Origin of the sequence: Polyangium sp. 15x6 (assembly GCF_029960785.1) — a bacterium.
Classification (GTDB): domain Bacteria; phylum Myxococcota_A; class Polyangia; order Polyangiales; family Polyangiaceae; genus Polyangium.
In genome coordinates, this window is record NZ_JASBQE010000028.1 from 105,893 (window position 1) to 128,877 (window position 22,985).

Genomic DNA, 22,985 nt, shown 5'->3' on the forward strand with positions numbered 1-22,985 from the left:
GATGATAACCTCCGAGCTCAGCGGCCGAGCAGCACGACGACCCCAGTGAGGGCGAGCAGAGCAGCAGGGTACGTCCACCGTGCCAGCTCCGGGAAGAACGAAAGGAGGCACGCCACGGTCGTGAACCCGAAGCTCGTTTCGCCGGATAGCACGAGGATGAAGCTCTCCAGGAACAGCAACCCGATCGCGGCCCAGGCTCGACTCGCCTTGTGCAGCGCGAGCACCGGCAGCCCCATTTCGGCGATCCACACGCCGTTCGAGAGCCCCCGGAGGACGCTCCACGTCCACGCTGGGAGCGAGACTTCGGCGCCAGCGATGAAGCTCGGCCGCGGGAGCGGGAGCGGCGGCAAAGGAGCGAGCCCGCCGAGCTGCGCCGTCCCTTCGAGCATCCAGCGTAGCCGTCGGCCCATGTCTCCCTCGTCGAAGAGCACGCGCAGCGCGAGGAACTCTCCGTTCACGTAATGACCGTGCGCGAGCTTCTGAACCCCTGCTTGAAAGAAGACGAGAAGGATACCGACCTGCGCCACGCGCGCCGGCTGCGGGACCTCCGATTCGCGGTCCGACAGCAGCAATGCGAGGAGAAGCGCGCATTCGAAGAACGCGTGATTGATGGTGTAGGGGAAGGATAGGACGACGTCCGTGGTCCGAAGCAGGAAGAAGACGAAGATGCCCAAGCGCTCGAAGTGTCGTGTCTCGGCGAGCAGGAGCGCCGTGCTCATGATAAGGACTCGCGCGAGCGCGAGCCCTTCCGCATTTCGCGCAGCCATCACGCCGAGGCACTCGAGGAGCAGCGTCTTCCCGAGGAAGAACCGGTGGAACCACGCGGCGACGTCCGGCGCGACGGGCGCGCAGAACTCGCGTCCGAGCCCGTTCGTCACCTCGCGCAAGGAGAGCGGATTCATGGGCAGGCGGAGAGGCGCGCCGTCAGGACATCGAGGGCGCTGGTACCCGATGCCTCTCCGACGGACGACCAACGGCCTCGCTCGCGAAGGAAACCAAAAACGTCGGCGTACGCCGCTCCCTTCACGGTATCGAGGCGAGGCGTGGATACGAGGACAGCGATGACTGGCGGGGACTCGCCTTTCGCCGCGCCCCTGGCATCGATCCACCGGCCGAGCTGCTCGAAATCGCTGGGGCGGCTCAGGGAGCGGATGTCCCTCGTCAAGCTCGACAAGGCCCGTTGTTCGTCTGATGAAAGCTCGGGGAGAGCCATCAGGTCCGCCCGACCGGCGCGGACGCGGTAAATGAAACCGGGAGGAGCCTTCGTCGTCGTCGGAGCGACCTCTGTCGCGTTCCGAGCGCTGCAGTCCTGGATGAAGACGTAGACCTCCCGTTCGCCGCCGTCGGGCGCTGCGTACATGCCAAAGCCGCCGTAGCGCCAGGTCGAGAAGTGGTAATGGCGCGCGAGGAGGATGTGGACCGGGGGCCAGAGGACGAGGAGCGCGAGGATGGTCCAGGGGACGAGGGCGCGGATGCGGCGCACGGAGCTACCGGCGGCGGTCTTCGACGAGGCCGCGGGAGACGGCGTACTTGGCAAGCGTCTTGAACATGCGGTCATCCATGTCGACGAGCGCGTTCGTCAGCGCTACGAGCCCGACGCCAACGGTGGGCTCGAACGCGCAAAAGGCAGCGTACCCCATCGGAAGTCCACCATTGTGCCAAACGATTTCCCCGAGGGGCGAATCTGCCTTGATCGACCAGCCGAGTCCCTTTCCGCGTCGTCCGATACGGTGGAGACCGCCGACGCGGTGCGACTCACGCACCGTGGCACGCCGCAGCGGTCGCGCAGGATCAGGATCATCCCGTGGCGGCCAGGCTGCGAGCTGGAATGAGATCCAGCGGATGACGTCGCGGGTGGACGCGTAAAGACCACCGACAGGCGTGTATGCGGCATGCTCCCATAGTCTATTGGGACCGAGCACCCCATCGCGGTTCTTGTGGGGTGTGGCGAGATGCTCACCAAGCACTTCGGGCGCGAATGTCGACGTCGTCATTCCGAGGGGATCGAGGATCCTCTCCTTGATGAAGGAGGCATAGGGCTGCCCGCTGCGACGCGCGACGACGATACCGAGAAGAGCAAAGCCGAGGTTGGAGTATTCATCATCGACTCCCGGCGCGCGCGCCATCCTCACGGACGCGAGGTGCGCCAGCAGCTCGTCGTCATTGGGCTCGCGGTGAAGCTCGCCCCGCAAATCGCGGACGCCGCGGGGAAGGCCCGAGGTATGGGTGAGTAAATGACGCAGCGTAATTGGCGCGCTATCCTTCGTCGGATACCGAAGCGCGGCAGCTTCTGGGATGCTCTCGACCAGCGGCTCGTCGAGCTTGAGGATGCCATCGTCCCGGAGCGCCAGGATGGCTGCGGCTGTGAACGTTTTTGTTATTGAGCCGGTGCCGAATGGCGTGTCGAGGTCGACGGGTACCGATCTTTCTGCGTCAGCGTGGCCCCGCGCGTGATGCCAGAGGATCCCGTTTCGGCCGCAGATGGCGACGGCGAGCCCCGGCGCTTCGACCTCACCGATAAGCTCGTGGAGTACTCGGTCTTTCGCGTCATCCGTGTCGAACATGCGGTCCTCTAGGTTCAGTGAGCGCTCGCGAGGACGTCGACGCGCACGCCATGCGTCGCGCCCCGCACCCAAGCACACGATGTGGGGCAGCGGTGGATATGCGTAGCGGCCCGTGGGTTATCAAAGTAAAACCCGCCCTCGGGGGAGCACGATGCGATAGCAGCAACTTCGGCGAGGTGGCGAATCTCGGCGTTCGATCCATCCGCAGCAAGCGCCGTCGTGCGCAGCGAAAACTTCGTGTGTGGCATCGCCTCGTTGGGCGGCGGAAGCTGGATCGGGTGCACGCATGGATCGGGCGCCACACCAGATGCCGGATCTCGGGTGCTGATCACCTCGATGTGCGCGAGCAGCATGGAGTGCGGACGCGGGGAACGCGAAGTCGACAACCCTGACTCCTCCTCGGCCTCTTCCCGTAGCTCCTCTTGCTCCTCTCGCGCCTCTTCCGCGCGCTGGGCCAACATGCCCACTTCGTCCTCCTCGTCGAGCCACCTCGCCGACAGCGGAGCGTCTTGCCGCGACCGCGGCGTTCCCTCGCCTGTGCTACCGCTGTTCGTCTCGTGGGTCATCGCAACCCGCAGAGGCTCCTCGGGCATCGACGAGTAGGATCGCACGAGCGCGAGCGCGCAGAGAACGACGAGCGCTCCCGCCACGGCCGGCACAGCGTACGAAAATCTTGACAACGTACTCATCCCCCTGCTCCCGCGTTGGGTGGCTCGCCTTGGCGCCGGTCTCGATGCTGCATGCGCACGCTAAGCCAGCCGCGTAGCCGCTTCAACCCCCGGCCGATCCGCGCAAAATCCTCCTCCGGCACGAACAGCAAATCCGCGGCGATCATGAAAGCCGCGAACGTCACGAGCCCCATGAACATCGCGACGCCGAGGTGAAACCCGATCGCCATCACGAGCACCACTCTTCTGGCTCGCGCATGGAGCGCGACGCAGAACGGAAACGCGATCTGAAACGCCACCGTCACGTACGACAGCGCCGTCACCACGAACGCGCTCGCGTAGACCTTCTCGCTCCATCCCGGCCACGCGAACTCGGCCTTGCGTAGCGCGAAGTAGATCGCCGTCCCATCGCGCCACGTCTCGCCCTGCACCTTCGTCGCTCCCGCAACCGCGTACACGAGGCAGACCTGCGCGAGCATCGCGAGGAGCGCGGTGTTGTGCACCATCGCGGTGCACTTCTGCAGGAGCGTGCAGGGCGCGCTTTCGGGCCGTCTTCGCGTATCAACCGACCACCGCCCGGAGACATCCGCGAAGCATGCGTACAGCATCAGGAGATGCGCGAGGTTGTCCCCTCCGTCGGCCAGCACGGGATTGCGCGCTGCGAGCGACCTCCAGAGCACGTACAGGATCGGCGTCACGAAGCGCGTCCGCCAACCGGCGACCCAGAGCAGAGCCAGCACGATACCCGCGTGATAGATGGCTTCGAACCAAACGTAGGAACGGCTCCACGCGAGGAGCGGAAACGCGCCGCCGAGGAGGTCTCGCGGATACACCCCATTCGGCCCGAACAGGAACCGTCGCTGTGCGTGGTTGACGAGGTACTGATAAAGGATCGTGCTCCCCGCGACGATACGAAACGCCGCAAGCCCAGCCAGACCATGGGGTCGTGAGAAGCGGTCGAGGAAGCCCTCGGGCTCAATAGCCATCCACGACCTCGTACGGCGCCCAGGGCAGCTCCAGCGTGTACGTGTCTTCCTGCGTTGGCGCGCCCTCCCGCATCCCGAAGGGTGGCACCTTCCGCAAGACCAACTGCGCGCTCACCTGCGCCGTACGGCCCACACCGAAGCGCCGATCGCATGCAGCGGAGGCGATGCGGTTCGCGTGCGCGCGCCCGCTCTCGAACTGCCTGCGCGCTTCCGCAGCCAGCGCTTCGCGAGCGGCTTCGATCGTAGGGTTCGGTAACCCATAGCGGCGAATCGCCTCGTTCATCGGATCGGCGCGCAGAAGCAAGCGTGGCTCCTGCGCGCGGGCGAGGAGGAGCGCAGGCGAGAATCGACGCCGGTACCGGTGCTCGTGAAGGGGTGTCGTGATGTCGAACCAGTCCGACTCGACCATCACGCTACCTTCGCGCACATTGCAGTTGACAAGCAGGAGCGAGTCGGTCCCGCCCGGATCGGGCGCGAAGAGGCGCCACGACTGGTAGAAGTACGGATGCATGTACCGCATGAGCGGCGCATGCAGCGCGATCCGGATCGGATTCGGTGGGGTGAGATAGAGCAGCGTGCAGGCGAAATGAACGCCGAGGAGGCCGAGCAAAAGAGCCGCGACGAGCGACAGAACGAAACGCTCCCCGCGGCTCCTCGTCACGGGCGTCAACCCTCGCCCGGCCCACCCTTCTTCTTCCGCGGCTTCGCGAAGCGGCTGAAATACGACTCCACCCGCGCCGCGTCGTGCGGGAACTTCTTCGTCAGCTCGGCGTGCAGCTTGATTCGCTCTTCCACCCAGCGGCGCTTCACCTCGGGGATCGTCTTTTCCTTCAGGAACGCGAGCTCCTCCTCGACCTTCGTGCACGCGGCGTCCGCCAATTCGACCGCCTCCACGGCGCCGAGCAGCTTGGCGAAATACTCCTCGTGGAGCGGCTTCATGCCGGGCTTGTTCTTGTCCTCGTCGAGGGCCTTGACGATGTCGCGCACCATCTTGGGCTCGACCTCGCGCGCGTCGGCCTCCGTCACCGCGCGCAGGCCTTCGGCGAAATAACGACGATATCGCGGGTCGTCCCGATTCTTTTCGCACAGATCGAGCAGGCGCAGCTCGAAGGAGCGGACGATCCGATCGACGACGCGGTCGCAGCAGGAGATCACGGCCTCGTGCTCCTCGACCGCCTCTTCCAGATCCTCTTGCTCGCGGTCCCTGGCCTTCAGCTCGACGTGCACCGCCGCGAAGGCGGCCTCCATTCCCTGCGTCTCGGCGTCCGCCCGGATGCCGGAGATCGTGAAGGCGCCGCTCTTGCGGTACTGTTTGGTGGGAGTGTCATCCCGGGGGTTGTCCATCCTCACAGAGTACGTCCGCCCGCTACGCTCGGGCAAGGCCGTTGACGTGTGCAGCCCCACGGACGCATCGGGTCAGAGCCTGAGCAAGGTAACGGCTGCCGCCAGCGCGAGGAGGACGTGGACCGGCGGCCAGAGGACGAGGAGCGCGAGGATGGTCCAGGGGACGAGGGCGCGGACGCGGCGCACGGGAGCTACCGGCGGCGATCTTCGACGAGGCCGCGGGAGACGGCGAAAGCGTGGAGCAATCTGACGAGGGATGCCTCCAGGCCAACGTCGGCATTGGCCAGTCCTACGATACCGACGCCGACGTTGGGCTCGAAGCCTGCGAACGAGGAGTATCCGATCGGGGATCCGCCGCTATGATGCACGACATGCCCCAGGCCTCCGCGTTCGATGGCCCATCCGAGGCCGCTACCATTGCGCCCAGCGCGTTGCAGTCCGCCGATGCGGTGCGACTCGCGCACGGTCGATCGGCGAAGCGGCCTGGCAGGATCGAGATCGTCGCGAGGGGGCCACGCCGAAAGCTGATACTGAACCCAATGGACGAGCGCGCGCGCGGATGCGTAAAGGCCGCCGACGGGGACGTAGGCACCGTGTTTCCATAGCGCCTGTGGGAAAAAGCCGCCGTCGCGCATGTCATGTGGAGTCGCGTGAGTCGCGCTATGATTCTCGGGATCGAATGTCGCTTCTGTAATTCCCAGAGGGGCGAAGATCTGTTCCTCGACGTACGAGGTATAGGATTTTCCACTCCGACGAGCGACGGCAATGCCGAGCAAAGCGTACCCGAGGTTCGAATAGGACCGCTCCTCATGCGGTGCGCGTTCCAGAGTCACGTTGGAGAGATGTTCCAACAGTTCGCGCTCATCTGGCTCGCGTCGGAGTACACCGCGTAAGTCTCGGATGCCCCGGGGAAGGCCGGAGGTATGTGTTAACAGGTGGCGTAGCGTGATCGGTGAGCAGTCCGTCGTGGGATAGCGAAGAGCCGACGCCTCCGGGACGCTCTCGTGCAGCGGTTCGTCTAGGGCAAGAAGCCCGGCGTCACGGAGCATGAGGATCGCAGTAGCCGTGAAGGTCTTCGTGATCGAGCAAGCGCTGAAGAGGGTATCCAGGTCTGCCGACGACCGAGCTTCGCGATCGGCATGACCGCGAGTGTGGTGCCAGAGGATCTCACGTCGGTCACAAACGGCGACGACGAGCCCGGGGGCCTCGATCTCGCTCACGATTTCGAGCAGGAGGTCGCGGGTCTGGGACATGGGGCGCGCAAGGTAGCGCAAACGGGGGGGTGTGGGAGGGGATCGAGGAGGGAGAAGGACGGGCAAGAGGTTGGCCGTGGGCACCTGTCGGCTCACGACTTGCGACGATTCAGCTCTTCCACGAGGTCGGGGGCCGGTTCCTTCCAGTCGGTGCGCATCAGGTGTCGCGTGAAGTCGAGGGCCACTTCCTCAGCGAGTCTGTCCAGGACTTCAGCCGGGATGGGGGCGCCTTCCTCGAGACCGGCGAAAGCCTTCGCCATGGCTCTGTCAGTAATGTCGTGGAGCAGTTGCTGGTTTTGTCGCTCCAGCCCAGTCTTGACGATAGCTGTTACAGCCTGGCGCGTTGATTCGATGACCTCGTCAGTTATGTAACGAGGCGGTGCCGCGAGGGCTCCAGACCAGGTGTCATGGTCCTGTTCCTCTCCGGTCATTGGATCCACGGCATACCCGAAGCGGCAGTCCGTGCAGGCTGCGCCCCTGATCTCGACGCCCACTGATATGCCACCAAAAAAGCGAACCTCCGCCCGTACGTCTCGGGTTGACGAATCGCCATGAACCGTAATTGCATGGTACATTTTACCCAGGCGCTCGGACGGGCTCCAAAGCGGCTGAGCCGGCGCCAAGCATGTATGAACGCCAGACTCGTCGCCGGATGCACCGGCGACGTAGCGCCAAGCACCTGCATCAAGGATCTGAGAATCGGTCACGCCACGCACAATGAGGAGCGATAGAATGCTCTTGACGCAACTCCGATAGAAATCCTCTCCTCCGATGGAGAAGTTGACGTTGACCATATCGGAGAACGAACTCGTGGTCCATGCCTCATTTACTCGATAGTTTGCACCAGGGTTTTTGCGTCGTTGCGCTTCAACGAACCTGCGTGCCGCCGCCGGAGATGCTACTCGGTAGGTCTTGGACCCGTCTGCATTTTCACTGAGGAGTTGAGGCGCATGATCCATGGGTCGGGGTTTGCCGCCCGACTCCAAAATGAGACCGCCAAGCTTGGGATCTTGCCCCCGTACGTTGGCCGCCTGGCCCCGGTCCCCTCTGATGTCGAGTAGCATACGAGCGAAGTCAAATGCCTTGATGAGCTCCGCGTCGATACCTCTACCGGATTCGCTGTTGCATTTCGTGCAGAGGATGCCCTTTACCTGGAGCGTTCCGCCAAGCGCGCTCGGGATTACGTGCTCCAACGACATCGCATCTTGCTTCTTGCACAACTTGCAAATCGACATGGGCACTGAACGTGGGCTTGCGACGCCCGCCTGTCAAGCGAGCATCCGTCACGGCTATCAACCCTCGCCCGGACCACCCTTCTTCTTTCGCGGCTTCGCGAAGCGGCTGAAATACGACTCCACCCGCGCCGCGTCGTGCGGTCCTCGGGCTTCAGCTCAGTCATCCAGGTCTCCCCAGCGTGGCGGTTTCTCTTCGCGTCTCCGGCGCGGTGAAGCTCCTAGCCCGGGACCTCAACCAGCTTGAAGATGAGGTCGATCCCCGCGCCCTTGAACATGGATCTGGCATAGTCAAGGAAATCCTCGCCTTCGCGTGTGGTCGCATATTTGGCAAGAATGTATACCTTGATGGGTGTGGAATGCTCCACTTCACGCCCGACGTCCTCGGCGAGGCGCTGGAACACCTCCCCACTCTCGATGAACGCGAGATACGTGTTCAGTTTTTCTTGCAGCAACAGAAGGTGTCGCCGTTCGTCTACCCAATCGAGATCGTCGATGACGGTGAGTCTTACATGACCTGTGCCCTTCTCGATCCCAAGCCAATCCACGACTCTGCTTTGTTCGATGGTCATGGTCGCCTCACTTCCAGTTTGGTCCGGCGCGAAGAGGCGCCACGACTGGTAAAATACGGGTGCAAAAGAGCCGCGACGAGCGACAGAACGAAACGCTCCCCGCGGCTCCTCGTCATGGGCATCAACCCTCGCCTGGCCCACCATTCTTCTTCCGCGGCTCTTCATGGGCCTTTTCGATCATCGCAGGCTACGTCCGCTCAGTACGCTCTGCAAGCCGCCTCACGATCCACGCGACACGGAACGCGCCAAGGGCGTTCGGACGCCGCCCTGTCGTGCCGGGACGCGCACCGAAGGCCCTTGGCGCGGTCCGCGTCATGCAGCGGCGTGCACCGAAGGCCCTTGGTGCAGTCCGCGTCATGCAAGGAACGCGCACGAACGGGCTTCGGTGCACGTCCCTGCATGCAGCGATCGACCCGGAAGGCGGTTCGTGTCGCTCCCCGCCTGCAGAGGAAGCATCCAAACACCCGAAGTGCACGGCGTAGCATGCCTTGACACCCCCGGATCGCGTTCGCAGCGTTCCCCGGTGCGCTCCCGCCTCTCCCTCCTCCTCGCGCTGCTGGCCACGGCCTGCCATTCGGCATCGGCTCCCATTCCCGCCAACCCGGAACCTCCGCCCGCCGTCTGCCCATCCCTTTCGAAAAACCCCGAGCGCATCGCCGTCCCGGAGCCCATTCCCGGCGAGGTACACGAGGTCTTCGATCTCCCGGACGAGCCTGTCCTCTGGGCGCCCGCCCCGCGCGACCCGGAGCGCGACCAGTATCATGCGGCCCTCCTGGCCAAGGTCGGCAGCGAGGCGGGGCTCTCGCAACGCGCCTTGCTCGAACGCGCGCGCCAGGTGATGACCGGCACCTCGGGATACCGCGAGATCGACAACGTCAACGTCATCCTCGACGGCAAAGCGGGCTCCGTGAGCCCCATCGATTGCCTGGAATGGCGCCTCTTCCAGCGCCAGGCGCGCAGGTATCCCATGGTCGAACATCCCACCGAGTTCGGCGCGTACATTCTCCGGGGCAATGGCCGCGTCCGGGTCTACTTTTCGGGAGCGGATCGGGTCGGCGGCAAGTTACGCGGCGAGGTCAAGGAGCGCGTCCTCGCGGACCTCGGCCGCGGCTTTCAGCCCGTCGCGCATTTGCACAACCACCCTTTCCTGTTCGACCGCATTCCCGGCGATCGCATGTGGACGACCGAGGAGACGAAGAACAACTACGAGGGCGGCGTCGCCCCGAGCCTCACGGACGTGCAAGCGTACCGCGCGATGCGCGAGCATTTCGGATTGCAGGGGGCGTGGGTGACGAATGGGCTCGATACGGCCCATTTCACGGGCGCGGAGTTCGACGTGCTCTCCGCGCGGGAATGACGGCCCCTCACGGCACCGCGGCGCCGTGGCGACGCAGAAGCTCGACCCCGTCGAGGCACCCTGCTTTCGAGGCGATGTGCAGCAGGGAATCATAGCCGGCGGGCGGCTCGATGTCGGCGCCGAACGCAGCGAGCAGGAGGTCGAGGACGGCGAGTTCTTTTTTGCCTTTTCGCGTGACGAATTCGGCCGTCAGGAAGAAGCAGGCCTCATGCGCGGGCGGCTGGGCGAGGAGCGCCTTGACCGCCTGGGTGCGGCCGAGCTCACAGGCGACCTGGAGCGGCGTGAAACACGTGGGGGGGCTTTCGCGGACGGTGTTCGGGTTGGCCCCGGCGTCGAGGAGCGCCTTGATGACGGGCGGCCCCGCGTTCGCCGCGGCGAGGTGGAGCGGCGTGCCGCTCGGCGAGGGGAGGTTCACGTCGCCGCCCGCGCGTAGGAGCGTGCGGACCGTTTTCGCGTCCCGGACGAGGTGGAGCCCGGCCAAACCATCGACGCGGGTCTCGTTGGCCGAAGAGCCTCGCGAGAGGAGCAGATCGAGCGACCGGTGGGCCTTCGCCAACACCGCCATCGGCACGAGGGGCGGGCTATCGAGAGGAGCGGCCGCGAGGAGCGCGGCGAGGGCGCTCGTATCATCATGACGAAGGGCGGTGGCGAGGGCCTGGGCGAAGCCGGCGGGCGTGATCGTCATGACGTCACCGAACCATCGGTGGCCCCGGGCGTCAACGATGCATTCGTGCGAACGGCGATCGCAGAATTGCGCTCCCGTCGTCCCTGCGCACAGTCCATCACAGCTTGGCGCTGCTCGTCGGTGGGGCTTTCAGGCCAAACGAAGTTGTCATGCACCAGGGTATTCGAGTAGCTGACGTCTGACTTGCGAGCATTTCGGATTGCAGGGGGTGTGGGTGACGAATGGGCTCGATACGGCCCATTTCACGGGCGCGGAGTTCGAAGTGCTCGCCGCGAGAGAATGACGGCCTCTCCGACGGGGTTCCACAGGACCCTCGAAGGCAGGAGCAGAGCGAACGTCAAGGGCGGCCAGCTCGTCATGGTGGGCTTCTCGTGGTACTGTGCTCGAGCCCTGTGGGGTCGCAGCTCAAGTGGTAGAGCGGTCGGATTACGAATCCGACAGGAAGCCGGTTCGACTCCGGCCGGCCCCGCAGGGCCTTCGTTTGGGTGAGGGCTGATCCGTGGCGAAAGACAACGCGCCCATCGAGGGGGTCGACGCGGCGGCGTGGGAGACCTGCCTGCGTGTGCTGCGCGCCGCGATCGAGCGGCCGGCGGCGATGCCGGACCGAGAGGCGCTGGAGCGGCTCGCAGCGCGCATCTACAAGCGCGCCCGGAAGGAGCGACGCAAGGTCGATGCGGCCGGGCGGCGCGAGCACGATCGCGGGCTGCTCGAAGAGGTGCTCGTCGCACGCGAGAACGGCCGCGCGCTCGAGGTGAGCGGGGGCGATACGGTTCCGCTCCTGGCGGGCTCGCGGCGCTGTTACGTGTGCAGCGCACTGTTTCGCGAGCTGCACCGGCGCTACCACCTCTTGTGCCCGACATGCGCGGCGTTCCACGAGAGCAAGCGCGCGGAGCGGCTCGATCTGCGCGGGCGGCGCGCGCTGATCACGGGCGCGCGCGTGAAGATCGGGCACGCCACGGCGCTCCGGATGTTGCGGAGCGGGGCCGAGCTCATCGCCACGTCACGTTTCGCCGCCGCTGCGAGGCGCGTGTTCGAGCGAGCGCCCGACTTCGAGGAGTGGCGCGATCGAGTCCACGTCCTCAGCGCCGATTTCCGCGATCCGCGTCAGGCCGAGCGCCTCGCAGCCGAGGTGACGGCGCGCTTCGGCTCGCTCGATATCCTCGTGAACAACGCGGCGCAGACGGTCCTACGGCCGGAGGAAGGGCGGCTCGCCGCGGGGGACGTCGAGAGCGTCGCGGAGGAGGATCGGCGCGAGGTGAACGGCTGGACGCTGCATCTCGAGGACGTGTCCGCCGAGGAAATCCTGGACGTCATGCATGTAAATGCCGCCGCACCACTCTTGCTCACGGCGCGGCTCTTGCCGGCGCTGCGCGCGTCGCGCCACCACGACCGATACGTCGTCAACGTCGTCGGCCTCGATGGGCAGCTCGAGCGGCCAATGAAACTCGCGCGGCACCCGCACGTGAACGCCGGCAAGGCTGCGCTCAACATGCTCACGCGCACGTGCTCCGAAGAGCTTTCAGGGCTCGGCATCTTCATGAACAGCGTCGACGTCGGTTGGGTGACGCACGAGGGGGCGTGGTCCGTGCGGCACAGAATGCGCGCGCAAGGGTTCGCCCCTCCGCTCGATACGGAAGACGCGGCCGCGCGGATCTGCGACCCGATCGCGCGCGGGCTCGCCGGTGCACCGGTGTTCGGGCGGGTGTGGAAGGATTTTCACGAGGGCACCTGGTGATGAATCGTCTATTCTTGGAGCATGCCGCTCTGGCGTCAGGGTGATGTGCTGATCGAAACCGTGGACGCACTGCCGGAGGGAGCCGTGCGCATCAAGAGCCTCGTTCTCGCCGCGGGCGAGGTGACGGGTCACCGGCACCGCATTGCAAGCAAGCGCGCCGCGTGCCTGTTCCTATGGCAGGGCGGACCGTCACGGACGCCGCTGTTGTTCATGGAAGTCCTGCGCGATACGGCCGATGTGATTCACCCGGAGCACGACACGATCACGCTGCCGCGTGGCTTTTATCGCGTGTGGCAGCAGCGCGAGCTTTCTTCGGGCGGCGGATGGCACACGATGGCCGACTGACGGCCGCAAAGGACACCTGCGAAATGGATGCCGCCGCGTTCCTCGCGCTCCTCAAGACCGGGCGCCCGCCCGCGAACGTCCACGTGTGGCAGTCGCTGTCGCTCGCGGGCAGCCGCGTGCGACGCCTGCCCGAGGGGCTCGCCGTTCATGGTGACCTGGATCTGCGGCAGTGCGAGCGGCTCCGCTTCATCGGCGATGGCCTGTGCGTGGAGCGCGATCTGCGGATCGGCGGCGCGTGCGCCGAATCGGAGATCTCCGCGGGCGCTCCGGTGCTGGGCACGAGCAGGGACAAGCACTCGCCGCTCGCCGCGCTGCCAGACAAGCTCTTGGTCGGCGGCTCGCTCTCGCTCCAAAACTGCACCCATCTGCGGGCGTTCCCCGCGCACGCCGCGATCGGCGGGTCGATCTTCCTCAGCGGCTGCACGTCGCTCGCAGAGCTCCCCCGGGGCCTGCGCGTTGCCGGTGATCTCACGATCATCGGCGGGCCCTCGCTGACTGCGCTGCCGGAAGGCCTGCACGTCAAGGGCGACCTGCGCATCGTCGGCACGCAGATCACCGCGCTGCCGGCTGATCTGCGCGTGGGCGGAGACATCACGCTCGTCGGCTGCCGGAGGCTCGCTTCGCTCGAGGGGCTCATGGTGTGTGGCTCCCTCGAGGTGCACCACTTCCCCGGGGATACGCTGCCGCAAGGCTTCTCGGTCCTGGGGGATCTGCGCCTCATCCGGCCCCGCGCGCTGGTCGAGACGCCCAACGATCTCGACGCCGGCCGCAGCATCGAGCTGCGGGACGCGCCGAGGCTCACGACGGTGCGCTCCGGGATCAAGGTGGGCAAGGACCTGCTCCTCCGGCGCTGCGAGGCGCTCACGCAGCTCCCGGCGGGGCTCACGGTGCCGGGGCGCCTGAGCCTGGCCGGGTGCACCGCGCTCGCGGAGTTGCCGCGCAAGCTGCGCGTCGAGCGTCTCGATCTCGCGGACTGCACGGCCCTCGCGACCGTGCCCGACGACCTCCGGGTGACCGCTCCCATCGAAGTCGCGGGGACGTCGCTGCGCACCTGGCCCAAGGCGCTCTCGGCGAAGACGAGGTCGGTCGCATGGCGCGGCGTACCCGTCGAGCCCGAGGTGGTGTTCGCGCCGGAGACGCTCTCGCCGGAGAGGATCTTGCGGGAGCGCAATGCGGAGCTGCGCCGCGTGATGCTGGAGCGTGCGGGCGTGGAGAAGGTGCTCGCGCGAGCGAAGCTCGAGGTGGTCGACGAGGACCACGACCCGGGCGGCGAGCGGAGGCTCGTGCGGTTGCAGCTCCCGGCGATGTGGGGCAGCGGGGACGTGTCCGAGATGTTCCTTGCGTGCGCCTGTCCGTCGACCGGGCGACGCTATCTGCTGCGCGTTCCATTGGCCATGACGACATGTCACGCAGCCGCGGCGTGGCTCGCCGGGTTCGATGATCCGAGCCGGTACCGGCCGATCAAGGAGACGTGAGCGCCGGATTCGTTTCGCGCAATGGGTCCTCCGTGCTCGTAGCGATTCTCAGAGCAGATTCGCCGCCGCGAGCGAGAACATCGGGCCGTCCGCGCCGGTCGCTCCGCTCGTGCTCTCCAGCCCTTTGACGAAGAGCGTCCCGGTGCCGACCGCCACGGGATACTTGTAGACGACGCTGTTGTCACGCGCGTCGAGCAAGAGCGGCGTCACCGTCTCGCTTTCGAGGTCGTAGGCGAAGATCCCGAAGTTGCCCTCGTAGACGACCTTGTTCTTGAATTTGCACCACGTCATGTCGTGGCCCGGGTGATGCGCCTCGGCGAACGTCTTGTTCATCGAGTAGCTGGCCTTGATCTTGTCCGTGATGTTCTCGCGCGTGTCCGTGGCCTTGTCGTAGCGGAAGAACTCGCGGTCCTGCGAGTAGACGGCCCCGCCGGGATAAAAATCCGCGCCGCCGGCGCGCTTGTCGTTCTGCACCCATTTCGCCTTCGCATCGGTGAGCTCCGCGAGCCAGAGGCGGCCCCCTTCGGCGAACATGAGCGTCGTGCCATTGACGGCGAAATTGGTGAACTCGCCCATCACGTTGGGCGCGATGAGGTCGTCGAGCACGAGCACGTCCGTCGCGCTCGCCTGGCCGGGCGTCCACTTTTGAAGGACGTACTTGCCGGTGTCGCCGTTGATCACGGTGACGTAGAGATCGTCGCCCGTCACCGAGTAGGCCCACCATTTCTGGCCGAAGGGCGGGGCGGGCAGGTCGAGCTTTCCGCGCGGCATCTCGGGCGTCCCGGCCGCGTAGGTGTTCGCGCCGTCGAGCACGTTCATCGAGGCGACCATGGTGCTCGACGCGGCGAAATTGATGTTGTCCACCGGGTTCGGGCTCGAGACGCCCGTGAGGTAGACCTTGAAGGTGTAATCGGTGCGCTGCTTCTTCGCATCGTCGAAGCTGCGGAGGAGCGGGTTTCCGCTGCCGACCTCGACCCAGTAGAGGGTATTTTCGGTGGCGAAGAAGTCCTGCGCCGGCGTCTCGATGAAGACCGCGCGTTTCCCCTCGAGCTCTTCGCGCATCGACTCGAACTCGGCGAGGTCCTCCTCCTGCGTTTGCTCTTTTGCGCCATCGGCGCCGCAGCCAGCGAGGAGGAAGAACGCCGTGAGGCAGGCGGCGGCCATTCGAACATCATTCATGCAAGACTCCTTCGTCGCGTCGTTCGGGGGGGAGGATATGGAATCCCCCCTCGACGTCAAGGCAGTCTCGTCCCCGGAAGGGATGAACAATGTCCGACGCTTCCGGCCAAGATTTTTTGCGGAATGGTGGCTCGACGCCGATTATCCCAGGACGTCGGCCATCGAATATCGCCCCGCCGGCTTTCCGAACAGATACCGCGCCGCGCGCAAGGCGCCCCGGGCAAACAGGTCCCGGTTCGTCGCCCGGTGCGTCAATTCGAGCCGCTCGCCCGGGCCGAGGAGGTGCACCGTGTGATCCCCGATCACGTCGCCGCCGCGCATCGCGAAGACGCCGATCTCGTCCGCCGCGCGGGGACCCACGTTGCCCTCGCGCCCGGTCACGGTCCGCAATCCTTTTCGCGCGTCGCGCACTGCGTCCGCGAGCCGCGTCGCCGTCCCGCTCGGCGAATCCACCTTCGCCTTGTGGTGCGTCTCGACGATCTCGACGTCGAACCCGGGCCCGAGCCGGCGCGCCGCCTCCGCCACGATCTCGGCGAGCACCTGCACGCCGAGGCTCGTGTTCGGAGCCCAGAGCACGGGGATCGTCGCGGACGCCTCGTCGAGCTTCTTTTCGGTGTCCACGTCGAGCCGCGTCGTGCCACTCACGACGGCGATCTTTTGTCGTCGCGCGGCCGTGAGCACGCGGTTCAGAGCTTCGGGGCGGGAAAAGTCGATCACCACGTCCGCGCCGAGGAGGCCCGCCGAGACGTCGTCGCTGATCGCCACGCCGAGGGTCCCCGCGCCGGCCACGTCGCCGACGTCGCGCCCGAGGTGGGGCGATTGCGGCGAGGCAATGGCCCCGACGATGGAAAATCCTTCCTGTGCGGCGAGGCGGACGATGCTTTGCCCCATGCGCCCCGTGGCGCCTGCGACCGCGAGCTTCACGACGCGGCCTTCGGGAAATGCGCGTCGAGGTGCGCGAGCGCGTCAGCGACCTTGCGCTGCGTCGCATCGCTCGCCGGCAGGAGCGGCTGCCGCACCGCGGGCGTCATGCGCCCCATCGCCGCGAGCGCCGCCTTCGCCGGCGCCGGGTTCGGCTCGAGGAACATCGCGTTGTGGAGCTCGACGAGCGCGAAATGGCAGGCCTGCGCCCGCGCGAAATCGTTCGCCAGGAGGGCGCGGGTCACCTCGCTGACCTCACGCGGCTTCACGTTCGAGCTCACGCTGATGACCCCGCTCGCGCCGACGGCGCCGAAGGCCAGCGTGAGCGCGTCGTCGCCCGAGAGGACCGTGAGCCGGTCGCCGAGCTTGCGCTTGAGCTCCTGGCAGCGGAGCACGTTGCCGGTCGCGTCCTTCAGCGCGACCACGTTCGGCGCGCGCTCGCAGATCTGCGCCGTCGTCTCCGCCGAGAGGTCGACCACGCACCGGCCCGGGATGTTGTAGAGCACGACGGGGGAGGGGACCGCGCGCGCGACGGCGAGCACGTGCTCGCGCATGCCGTCCTGCGAGGGCTTGTTGTAGTACGGCATCACGATCATCACGGCATCGGCGCCCGCGGCGAGCGCCGCCTTCGACGCGCTGATCGTCTTCTTCGTGGAGAACGTTCCCGTCCCGGCCACGACCGGCACGCGTCCCTTCGCGACCTCGACGACACGCTTGATCACGAGGACCTGCTCCTCGTCCGAGAGCGTGGGCGACTCGCCCGTGGTGCCACAAGGCACGAGGCCCGAGACGCCACCCTCGATCTGCGCCTCCACGAGGGCGTCGAGCGCGGCGAGATCGACGGCGTCGCCATCGGCGGTGAACGGCGTGACGAGCGCGGTGAACGTGCCTGAGAACGTGAGGGCTTGCATCAGCGCGCGACCTTGGATGGCTTCGCGGAGCACGTCAAGTTTCCGCGGCCCCGGCCGCACGTCGCGACGAGGACGGACGGGGGAACGAGGAGAAAACGCGGGCAGGGAAGCGGGTTCGGCGAAGGATCGAGGCCGGATCGAGCACGCGAGGGGCGAGGGTTCCGAGGCCTCGCGCGGCGACGCGCTGGATGGGCCCCGCGCTCGGGGCGCGGACGCGACCTTGCCAAGCGCGGGGCATGGACGCACGTTCCGGCCATGCAGTCGCTCATGGACAAAGCTCTGATGGGATACGTCGAGCTCCAGGTGGGCTCGCTCAAGGTCGAGATCCCGATCCGCGCGGCTGGGGAGGCTTCCTCGGCCGAGCCGGCCGCGAGGTTCGAGATGGAGGGAGATTCCTGCGCGATCGTCGTGCGAGGGGACGCGACGTCGAAGCAGGTCGAGCGCGCGATGCACAGGGCGGCGCGGGAGGCGGTGCGCCAGCTGTCGCGAAAGCTGCTCAACTAACGAGAGCATCGGACGATGCTCGGAAGATCGCGAAGCGATCTTCCCTCGGGGGGTGAATCGGCCGGGCTCTGCCTGGCCGAGAGGGGGACGCGAGGCGTCCCCCTCGGGACGAGCGCACGAGCGTTTCGAATACCATGCTAGGCTCGCGCACCGGATGAGCTAGCTGCCCGGCCCTCCGGCGGACGGGCGCGGGAGAGCATGGCTTTGGGTCGTACGGCACGAAGGGGTGTGGGGTCTCTGCCCCACGGTCGGTCCAGGATCAGTGCGTGGGCCTGCGCGGCGGCGCTGGGGGTCGCAACGCTCACGGGGCAGCCGAGCGAAGCCCGAGCCGAGCCGGTCGTCGGGACCGGGAAGGGGATCGTGGGCGGCGCCTTGCTCGGCGGCGAGATCGTCGCGATCACCATGGGTGCAGTCGGCGTGAGCAAGGGCTGGCCGTACCTCGTCTTTCCGCCGCTCGCCGCGGTGGGCGGCGGGATCGGCGGATACTTCATCGAGCAGGCAGCCCCGCCGGCCGAGGTGCCGCTCTACATGCTGGCCGGCGGGATGGCGCTGGTGATCCCGACGATCATCGTGACGCTGAACGCCACGCTCTACAAAGCGCCGGAGAACTACCCGAACGAGCCGGTGCAGAACCAGCCCGCGGGAGAGCCGGCGTTGCCGAGGACGAGCAAGCGGCCGGTGCATGTGCCGATGTCGTTCGTGGACATGCACGAAGGACGGCTCGCGCTCGGTGTGCCCGCGGTGGAGATCCGCCCGCTGTACACGCAGGAGGAGATCGCGAAGTTCGGGGTCACGCAGGCGCGCGAGGTGAAGATCCCGGTCTTTCAGGCGAGCTTCTAAGAACGGCGCAGCGCCCCGGACGTGTCTCGGCGGCACGTTGCGCGGGAGCGTCGAGGCGGGGACACTGAGGCAGGCGGGCACGCGCGGCGCGGGCCCGAAACCGCCATGTCCCGCATCTATCCGGTCGAAGCTTACTCGTACGCGTCGCGCTTCAACCTGCGCGAGGTGGAGGCCTGGTTGCCGCCCGATCGCGGCATCCGCTCGACGAAGACGCAGCTCGTCGTGTCGCTCGACGGCGACAGGCTCGCGTACCTTTTCGACTTCGGCGCGATCGTGTTCGTGAACGTGCCCGATGCCGAGCGCGAGAGCATCGTCGGCACCTTCAACAAGAAGCTGCCGCAGGAGCCGCATCCGCCGCTGCGCGAGAGCTTCCTCGTCGAGGTGCGTTCGGGATCCGCGGTCGAGGTGCGCTTCGATCGGGTCGTCGTGCCCGATGTCGATCCGATCACGCTCGACGTCATCGCCACGGTGCTCGCGCAGTCCGTGGCCATCGACTACTACGACGAGGACGTGCAGGCGATCCTGGATCGCGTGGGCGCGGTGGCCGGCGATGTCGCGCGGGAAGGCCGAACGCTCGGCCGGACGCGAGATTTCGTGCGGTTCGTGGGCACGGCGATGGCGTCGCAGGTCGAGATCATCACGGCGATCTCGCTGCTCGACAAACCCGACCTCACCTGGGAGAACGAGGCCGCCGATCGGCTGCACGACAAGCTGCGGAACAACCTCGAGATCCAGGAGCGGCACAAGGCGCTGGAGATCAAGCTGTCGACGATCCGCGAGACCTTGCAGACCTTGATCGAGTTCAGCCAGACGCGCCGCATGGTCTTCCTCGAAGCAGCGATCGTGGCGCTCATCGTGTTCGAGATCGTGCTGAGTCTGCTGAAGCTCAACTGATCAGAACCGAGCGCGCATGGCCACGAGGGTGCCGATGACGCACGCGGCGAGCGCGAAGAACGCCGAGGCCACGTAGCCCGTGCGCGAGGCGCGGCGCAGGGCGCGCGAGGGTGCGTCGTGGCTGGTCGCGCCCGCGGCGAAGAGGGCCGCGAGCGCGAGGCCGGCGAAGACGAGCACGCCGAAGGAGAGGTGCAGCTTGCGCTCGAAGAGAAAGCCGAGCGAGCGCGAGGCGAGGAAGAGGCGCTGGCGGAGGTGGGTGCGGTAGGGGAGGTCGAGCCAGACGCCCGTTGCGAAGGAGGCCACGGCGAGGGAGGTCGTCGCCGCGGAAGCGAGGCGGATCCAGCGGGAGATGCGGGCGTCGTCGCGGAGGCGTACGAGGGCCGCGGCGAGCGCGACGAGGGCGACGGCCGAGATCCAGGCGAGGACGCCGTGGACGAGCGCGACACGGCGGAGGAGCTCGGGCGTCACGGGACGAGCGCTCCTTGAAGAGCGAGCGCGAGCGCGGCGGCGAAAGTGGCGCGGCCGAGCCAGACGGCGGCAGCCTCGATCGAGCGCGTCGCGAGCGCGTGGCCGCCGAAGGTCGCCGCGCCGCCGGCATACGCCGCGAGGAGCGCGCGCCACACGAAGCGGCTTCGATCCGACCAGATGACGATCGTCGGGTCGGGCTCGGGGAACCACACGGACTCGATCAGGCGAAGCACGACGTAGGCGAGCGCCGCCCCCACGAAGCCGAACGCGAGCGCGATCAGGAGTCGCCTAGGCGCCTTCGGCACGTGTGTGTTCCTCTGCGTTCTGCGCTCTCGCGCGGTGCGCGCGGACGCGCGGGCACTCGGGATCGGGGCCGAGCGCGCCGCCGAGGTGCGTCGCGACGACGCGGCATCCGCCCCGGCACACCGATCGGATCTCGCAGGAACGGCAAGGCTCGGCGTCGTGCGGCGCGCGCCAGGCTTCGAGCGTCGCGTCCGTCGCCCAGGCCGCGCCCGCGCCGCCGTGCCACGCGTCCTCGGTCCGCGCGTCCGCGGCCGGCGCGAAGCTGCACGGCGCGAGGGCGCCGTCGATCCGCACGGCCGCGAGGTAACGCCCCGCCTCGCAGCCGAGCACGCCGAACCGCGCGAGCGCCGCCGCGTCGCGCACGTGGCCCGAGAGGAGCGGCACGAGCGAGCAGTCGACGCGGATCGGGAGGTTCGTCGCGGCGAAGAGCGCTTCGAGCGTGGGCCCGAGGGCGTCGACCTGCGCGGGCGAGAGCCGCGTCGCGAGGTACGAGACGTCGGCGGCGCGGCCAGCGGGTTTGTACCGGAGGAGCTGAAGCTCGCGCGCGCCGAGCGACGCGGCCCGTCGCGCGGTCTCGGGGAGCGCGTCGAACGTCTTTCGCGTGAGCACCACGTTGATCCCGAACGGCACGCCCGCCTCCGCGAGCAGCCGCATCGCCCGCTCCGCGACCCGCGCGCCTTCCCAGCCGCGCACCTCGCCGTACGCCGCGCCCTCGCCGTCGTAGCTGACGTTCACCTGCGCGAAGCTGTCGATCTCCCGCGCCCGCTCGTCCGTCATGCCGATGCCGCTCGTGGTCAGGACCGGCACGAGCCCGAGGCGCCGCGCCGCGCGGCCGAGCTCGCCGAGATCAGGGCGCGCGAGCGGCTCGCCGCCCCCGAACGCCACCGTGAACACGCCCGCCGCCGCGAGCGCCGAAAGCCGCGCCGTGATCACCTCGAACGGCGGGCTCTCGCCGTCGGGCCGCGCGTCGAGGTAACACCCTTTGCACCCGGCCCCGCACCGCGACGTGACCGCGACGTGCGCTTCGAGCGGCCTCGCCCGGCGTGTCGTCGCCGCGTCCTGCCACGCCGCGCCGCCCGCGAGGCCGAGCCGCTCCGCCGCGCCGCGATCGATCGCCACGAGCGTGCCGTCGTCGAGCCGCACCCACGCGCCGAACGGTTCAACGCGCGCCCGCATCGCCCCCCTCGTCGCGCTCTCCGTCGCGTTCGCCGCGTCCCTTCTCCTTGCGCGCCTCCGCGCCGCCCTCGAACGCCGCCGCGATCCCCGCCATCACCACGCCCGCGGCCACGGCCGAGAGGAACAGGAGATCGAGCGCGCTCCCCACCGACGAGCAGTTCGCCCCCGGGCCCCTCCGCACCACGAGGATCTCGTCCGGCGTGATCGGCCCCGGCCCGATCTCCACCGCGCCTTCCGGATCGCGGCGCGCGTCGTTCCCGTCGTCCCGTTCGTCCCTCACAACCCGAAGCTCTCCAGATAGCCGGCGTTGGCTCCTTCGAGCGAGAGGAACGCCGCGGCGAGCACGCCGAGCATGCACACGATCGCGCGGCCCACCCGCGCGGCGGCGCGCCCGTCACGTGATCCGAGCCGCCACGCCCGCGCCGCGATGTCCACGCCGAGCACGCCGAACCCGAGCCACAAGAACGGCCGCACGTCGCCCTCGCCGTGATGCCGGACCAGGATCGCCGCCGCGCCCCCGAGGTAGAGCGCGAAGGCCACGGACGAGGGGCGGATCACGGCACGCACGATCGCCTCGGGATCCCGACCCGGCTTCCGGAGGAGCCGCACGACCGACACGGCGAAGACGAGCCCGAGCGCGCCGAGCACGCCCGCCGCGACCCGCGCGAGCCTTTCGCGACGCACGAGCCGGCCGATCTCGGCGTACAGGCTCGGAACGAGATCCGGAAACCGCGAGACCGCGCGGTAGGCCGCCGCGAGATCTCCCCGCTCCCGTTCGAGCGCCGCGAGCTCGTTCAGCGCGAGCGCGCGCGTGAGCTTGTCCGCCGAGGGATCCTCGATCGCCTGGCCGAGCGCGGCCGCGGCGCGGCTCGGCTCGTCGAAGCGATGCCAGAACGCCTCGGCCACGATGAGCCGCGCCTCGGCGCGAACGCGGCCGGGCGGGAAGGTCGCGGCGTCACGCTCGAGCGCCTCGATGGTGGCGCGGTCCGGGGCCGGGGTCCGGCGCACGGCTTCGAGGCGCGCGAGGGGCGCGAAGTCTCCCTCGGCGTGGGCGCGGAGGTCGGCGGCGCGCGCGCGGGCCATCCGGGCGAACGGCGCGGAGGGATCGAGCGAAAGGACCGCGTCGTATCCCGCGAGCGCCTCGCCGAACCTGAGCTCGGCGGCGGCTCGCTCGGCTTGCTCGTACGTGGCCTTCGCCTTTGCGCGCGGGTCGGGCGCGGCCGGCTCGGCGGAGGCCACGGAGGCGAGCCCGAGCACGAAGGCGAGCACCCCCGCGCGCAATGTCATCACGAGGGCAGCCTAGCGCGGTTCGTGCTGCTGGAAAAACGCATCGGCCTCCGAACGCGCGAGGCGCCCGGAGGCCGACGAATCGATCAACGGGGGTTTTTCCGGCGAATCAGGGCATGCCGCCCGTGCCGCCGGCGCCGCCCGTGCCCATCCTGCCGCCGGCGCCGCCGGTGCCCATCATGCCGCCCGCGCCGCCGGTGCCCATCATGCCACCCGCGCCGCCGGTGCCCATCATGCCGCCCGCGCCGCCCGCGCCGCCGGCACCACCCGAGCCGCCCATGCCGCC

The 22,985-nt window shown here is 67.9% G+C and carries 26 protein-coding genes and 1 tRNA gene; 8 read left to right on the forward strand and 19 right to left on the reverse strand.

Features of this window, described 5'->3' with window-relative positions:
- Positions 1-17: 17 nt before the first annotated feature.
- The 10 genes from QHF83_RS21885 to QHF83_RS21930 all read right to left on the reverse strand — a co-directional run bounded on the left by QHF83_RS21885 (position 18) and on the right by QHF83_RS21930 (position 8,784).
- On the reverse strand, positions 18-902 hold the full coding sequence (locus QHF83_RS21885) for a hypothetical protein (RefSeq protein WP_282419838.1): 885 nt from the start codon (positions 900-902) through the stop codon (positions 18-20).
- Complete coding sequence (locus QHF83_RS21890; RefSeq protein ID WP_282419839.1) at positions 899-1,483, reverse strand: hypothetical protein; 585 nt, start codon at positions 1,481-1,483, stop codon at positions 899-901. The genes QHF83_RS21885 and QHF83_RS21890 overlap by 4 nt, the downstream gene beginning before the upstream one ends.
- 4 nt (positions 1,484-1,487) lie before the next feature.
- Positions 1,488-2,564, reverse strand: coding sequence for a serine hydrolase domain-containing protein (locus QHF83_RS21895; protein ID WP_282419840.1), 1,077 nt, complete (start codon positions 2,562-2,564; stop codon positions 1,488-1,490).
- Between the two features lie 14 nt (positions 2,565-2,578).
- A complete protein-coding gene (locus QHF83_RS21900; RefSeq protein ID WP_282419841.1) occupies positions 2,579-2,917 on the reverse strand; it encodes a hypothetical protein in 339 nt (112 codons plus the stop codon).
- 332 nt (positions 2,918-3,249) lie between these two features.
- Positions 3,250-4,218: an HTTM domain-containing protein gene (locus QHF83_RS21905; RefSeq protein WP_282419842.1), complete on the reverse strand. Its 969-nt coding sequence runs from the start codon at positions 4,216-4,218 to the stop codon at positions 3,250-3,252.
- Positions 4,208-4,879 carry a DUF5819 family protein gene (locus QHF83_RS21910; protein WP_282419843.1) on the reverse strand — a complete coding sequence of 224 codons (672 nt, stop codon included), beginning with the start codon at positions 4,877-4,879 and terminating at the stop codon, positions 4,208-4,210. Before QHF83_RS21910 ends, QHF83_RS21905 begins: the two co-directional genes overlap by 11 nt.
- Before the next feature lie 5 nt (positions 4,880-4,884).
- Positions 4,885-5,562 (reverse strand): hypothetical protein, encoded by a 678-nt coding sequence (locus QHF83_RS21915; protein WP_282419844.1) that lies wholly within the window; start codon positions 5,560-5,562, stop codon positions 4,885-4,887.
- 191 nt (positions 5,563-5,753) lie between these two features.
- On the reverse strand, positions 5,754-6,815 hold the full coding sequence (locus QHF83_RS21920; protein WP_282419845.1) for a serine hydrolase domain-containing protein: 1,062 nt from the start codon (positions 6,813-6,815) through the stop codon (positions 5,754-5,756).
- A 92-nt stretch (positions 6,816-6,907) separates the two neighbouring features.
- Complete coding sequence (locus tag QHF83_RS21925; protein WP_282419846.1) at positions 6,908-8,050, reverse strand: HNH endonuclease; 1,143 nt, start codon at positions 8,048-8,050, stop codon at positions 6,908-6,910.
- 218 nt (positions 8,051-8,268) lie between these two features.
- The gene (locus tag QHF83_RS21930; protein ID WP_282419847.1) at positions 8,269-8,784 is read right to left on the reverse strand and encodes a DUF6572 domain-containing protein; all 516 of its coding nucleotides are present in this window, start codon (positions 8,782-8,784) and stop codon (positions 8,269-8,271) included.
- 358 nt (positions 8,785-9,142) lie between these two features.
- Between QHF83_RS21930 and QHF83_RS21935 the strand changes: the two genes are divergently transcribed.
- Positions 9,143-9,976, forward strand: coding sequence for a hypothetical protein (locus tag QHF83_RS21935; protein ID WP_282419848.1), 834 nt, complete (start codon positions 9,143-9,145; stop codon positions 9,974-9,976).
- Positions 9,977-9,983: 7 nt separating this feature from the next.
- Here the strand turns inward: QHF83_RS21935 and QHF83_RS21940 are convergent, their stop codons facing one another.
- The gene (locus QHF83_RS21940) at positions 9,984-10,661 is read right to left on the reverse strand and encodes an ankyrin repeat domain-containing protein (protein WP_282419849.1); all 678 of its coding nucleotides are present in this window, start codon (positions 10,659-10,661) and stop codon (positions 9,984-9,986) included.
- Positions 10,662-11,055: 394 nt separating this feature from the next.
- Here QHF83_RS21940 and QHF83_RS21945 point away from each other — a divergent pair.
- The 4 genes from QHF83_RS21945 to QHF83_RS21960 all read left to right on the forward strand — a co-directional run bounded on the left by QHF83_RS21945 (position 11,056) and on the right by QHF83_RS21960 (position 14,216).
- A tRNA-Arg gene (locus QHF83_RS21945) sits at positions 11,056-11,130 on the forward strand.
- Between the two features lie 30 nt (positions 11,131-11,160).
- Positions 11,161-12,396 carry an SDR family oxidoreductase gene (locus tag QHF83_RS21950; protein WP_282419850.1) on the forward strand — a complete coding sequence of 412 codons (1,236 nt, stop codon included), beginning with the start codon at positions 11,161-11,163 and terminating at the stop codon, positions 12,394-12,396.
- Between the two features lie 21 nt (positions 12,397-12,417).
- Positions 12,418-12,741 carry a hypothetical protein gene (locus tag QHF83_RS21955; protein ID WP_282419851.1) on the forward strand — a complete coding sequence of 108 codons (324 nt, stop codon included), beginning with the start codon at positions 12,418-12,420 and terminating at the stop codon, positions 12,739-12,741.
- Positions 12,742-12,764: 23 nt separating this feature from the next.
- Entirely contained in the window at positions 12,765-14,216 is a 1,452-nt protein-coding gene (locus QHF83_RS21960; RefSeq protein ID WP_282419852.1) for a DUF6745 domain-containing protein, read from the forward strand.
- 48 nt (positions 14,217-14,264) lie between these two features.
- On the opposite strand, the gene QHF83_RS21965 is transcribed toward QHF83_RS21960, so the two are convergent.
- From QHF83_RS21965 to dapA, 3 genes are all read right to left on the reverse strand, one after another.
- Entirely contained in the window at positions 14,265-15,395 is a 1,131-nt protein-coding gene (locus QHF83_RS21965; protein ID WP_282419853.1) for a hypothetical protein, read from the reverse strand.
- A 141-nt stretch (positions 15,396-15,536) separates the two neighbouring features.
- Positions 15,537-16,286 carry a 4-hydroxy-tetrahydrodipicolinate reductase gene (gene dapB, locus QHF83_RS21970; RefSeq protein WP_348980455.1) on the reverse strand — a complete coding sequence of 250 codons (750 nt, stop codon included), beginning with the start codon at positions 16,284-16,286 and terminating at the stop codon, positions 15,537-15,539.
- A 29-nt stretch (positions 16,287-16,315) separates the two neighbouring features.
- On the reverse strand, positions 16,316-17,227 hold the full coding sequence (dapA, locus tag QHF83_RS21975; RefSeq protein WP_282419855.1) for a 4-hydroxy-tetrahydrodipicolinate synthase: 912 nt from the start codon (positions 17,225-17,227) through the stop codon (positions 16,316-16,318).
- A 267-nt stretch (positions 17,228-17,494) separates the two neighbouring features.
- Here dapA and QHF83_RS21980 point away from each other — a divergent pair, with 267 nt between their 5' ends.
- The 3 genes from QHF83_RS21980 (at position 17,495) to QHF83_RS21990 (ending at position 19,465) form a co-directional block, all read left to right on the forward strand.
- On the forward strand, positions 17,495-17,731 hold the full coding sequence (locus QHF83_RS21980; protein WP_282419856.1) for a hypothetical protein: 237 nt from the start codon (positions 17,495-17,497) through the stop codon (positions 17,729-17,731).
- A 360-nt stretch (positions 17,732-18,091) separates the two neighbouring features.
- Positions 18,092-18,571 (forward strand): hypothetical protein, encoded by a 480-nt coding sequence (locus QHF83_RS21985; protein WP_282419857.1) that lies wholly within the window; start codon positions 18,092-18,094, stop codon positions 18,569-18,571.
- A 105-nt stretch (positions 18,572-18,676) separates the two neighbouring features.
- Positions 18,677-19,465 (forward strand): RMD1 family protein, encoded by a 789-nt coding sequence (locus tag QHF83_RS21990; RefSeq protein ID WP_282419858.1) that lies wholly within the window; start codon positions 18,677-18,679, stop codon positions 19,463-19,465.
- On the opposite strand, the gene QHF83_RS21995 is transcribed toward QHF83_RS21990, so the two are convergent.
- From QHF83_RS21995 to QHF83_RS22015, 5 genes are read right to left on the reverse strand one after another with little or no spacing between them, the layout of a single operon-like run.
- Positions 19,466-19,933: a hypothetical protein gene (locus QHF83_RS21995; protein WP_282419859.1), complete on the reverse strand. Its 468-nt coding sequence runs from the start codon at positions 19,931-19,933 to the stop codon at positions 19,466-19,468. It abuts the gene before it with no gap.
- Complete coding sequence (locus tag QHF83_RS22000; RefSeq protein WP_282419860.1) at positions 19,930-20,238, reverse strand: hypothetical protein; 309 nt, start codon at positions 20,236-20,238, stop codon at positions 19,930-19,932. The genes QHF83_RS21995 and QHF83_RS22000 overlap by 4 nt, the downstream gene beginning before the upstream one ends.
- Complete coding sequence (locus QHF83_RS22005) at positions 20,222-21,412, reverse strand: radical SAM protein (RefSeq protein ID WP_282419861.1); 1,191 nt, start codon at positions 21,410-21,412, stop codon at positions 20,222-20,224. Before QHF83_RS22005 ends, QHF83_RS22000 begins: the two co-directional genes overlap by 17 nt.
- Positions 21,396-21,692: a hypothetical protein gene (locus QHF83_RS22010; protein WP_282419862.1), complete on the reverse strand. Its 297-nt coding sequence runs from the start codon at positions 21,690-21,692 to the stop codon at positions 21,396-21,398. Before QHF83_RS22010 ends, QHF83_RS22005 begins: the two co-directional genes overlap by 17 nt.
- Positions 21,689-22,699 (reverse strand): hypothetical protein, encoded by a 1,011-nt coding sequence (locus QHF83_RS22015; protein ID WP_282419863.1) that lies wholly within the window; start codon positions 22,697-22,699, stop codon positions 21,689-21,691. The genes QHF83_RS22010 and QHF83_RS22015 overlap by 4 nt, the downstream gene beginning before the upstream one ends.
- Positions 22,700-22,985 lie beyond the last annotated feature (286 nt).

Coding starts and splice junctions, on each gene's coding strand:
- QHF83_RS21885 (WP_282419838.1), bottom strand. CDS start 902: ATGAATCCGCTCTCCTTGCGCGAGGTGACGAACGGGCTCGGACGCGAG.
- QHF83_RS21895 (WP_282419840.1), bottom strand. CDS start 2,564: ATGTTCGACACGGATGACGCGAAAGACCGAGTACTCCACGAGCTTATC.
- QHF83_RS21900 (WP_282419841.1), bottom strand. CDS start 2,917: ATGCTGCTCGCGCACATCGAGGTGATCAGCACCCGAGATCCGGCATCT.
- QHF83_RS21905 (WP_282419842.1), bottom strand. CDS start 4,218: ATGGCTATTGAGCCCGAGGGCTTCCTCGACCGCTTCTCACGACCCCAT.
- QHF83_RS21915 (WP_282419844.1), bottom strand. CDS start 5,562: ATGGACAACCCCCGGGATGACACTCCCACCAAACAGTACCGCAAGAGC.
- QHF83_RS21920 (WP_282419845.1), bottom strand. CDS start 6,815: ATGTCCCAGACCCGCGACCTCCTGCTCGAAATCGTGAGCGAGATCGAG.
- QHF83_RS21925 (WP_282419846.1), bottom strand. CDS start 8,050: ATGTCGATTTGCAAGTTGTGCAAGAAGCAAGATGCGATGTCGTTGGAG.
- QHF83_RS21930 (WP_282419847.1), bottom strand. CDS start 8,784: ATGAAGAGCCGCGGAAGAAGAATGGTGGGCCAGGCGAGGGTTGATGCC.
- QHF83_RS21940 (WP_282419849.1), bottom strand. CDS start 10,661: ATGACGATCACGCCCGCCGGCTTCGCCCAGGCCCTCGCCACCGCCCTT.
- QHF83_RS21955 (WP_282419851.1), top strand. CDS start 12,418: ATGCCGCTCTGGCGTCAGGGTGATGTGCTGATCGAAACCGTGGACGCA.
- QHF83_RS21960 (WP_282419852.1), top strand. CDS start 12,765: ATGGATGCCGCCGCGTTCCTCGCGCTCCTCAAGACCGGGCGCCCGCCC.
- QHF83_RS21965 (WP_282419853.1), bottom strand. CDS start 15,395: ATGAATGATGTTCGAATGGCCGCCGCCTGCCTCACGGCGTTCTTCCTC.
- dapB (WP_348980455.1), bottom strand. CDS start 16,286: ATGGGGCAAAGCATCGTCCGCCTCGCCGCACAGGAAGGATTTTCCATC.
- dapA (WP_282419855.1), bottom strand. CDS start 17,227: ATGCAAGCCCTCACGTTCTCAGGCACGTTCACCGCGCTCGTCACGCCG.
- QHF83_RS21980 (WP_282419856.1), top strand. CDS start 17,495: ATGGACAAAGCTCTGATGGGATACGTCGAGCTCCAGGTGGGCTCGCTC.
- QHF83_RS21990 (WP_282419858.1), top strand. CDS start 18,677: ATGTCCCGCATCTATCCGGTCGAAGCTTACTCGTACGCGTCGCGCTTC.
- QHF83_RS22005 (WP_282419861.1), bottom strand. CDS start 21,412: ATGCGGGCGCGCGTTGAACCGTTCGGCGCGTGGGTGCGGCTCGACGAC.
- QHF83_RS22015 (WP_282419863.1), bottom strand. CDS start 22,699: ATGACATTGCGCGCGGGGGTGCTCGCCTTCGTGCTCGGGCTCGCCTCC.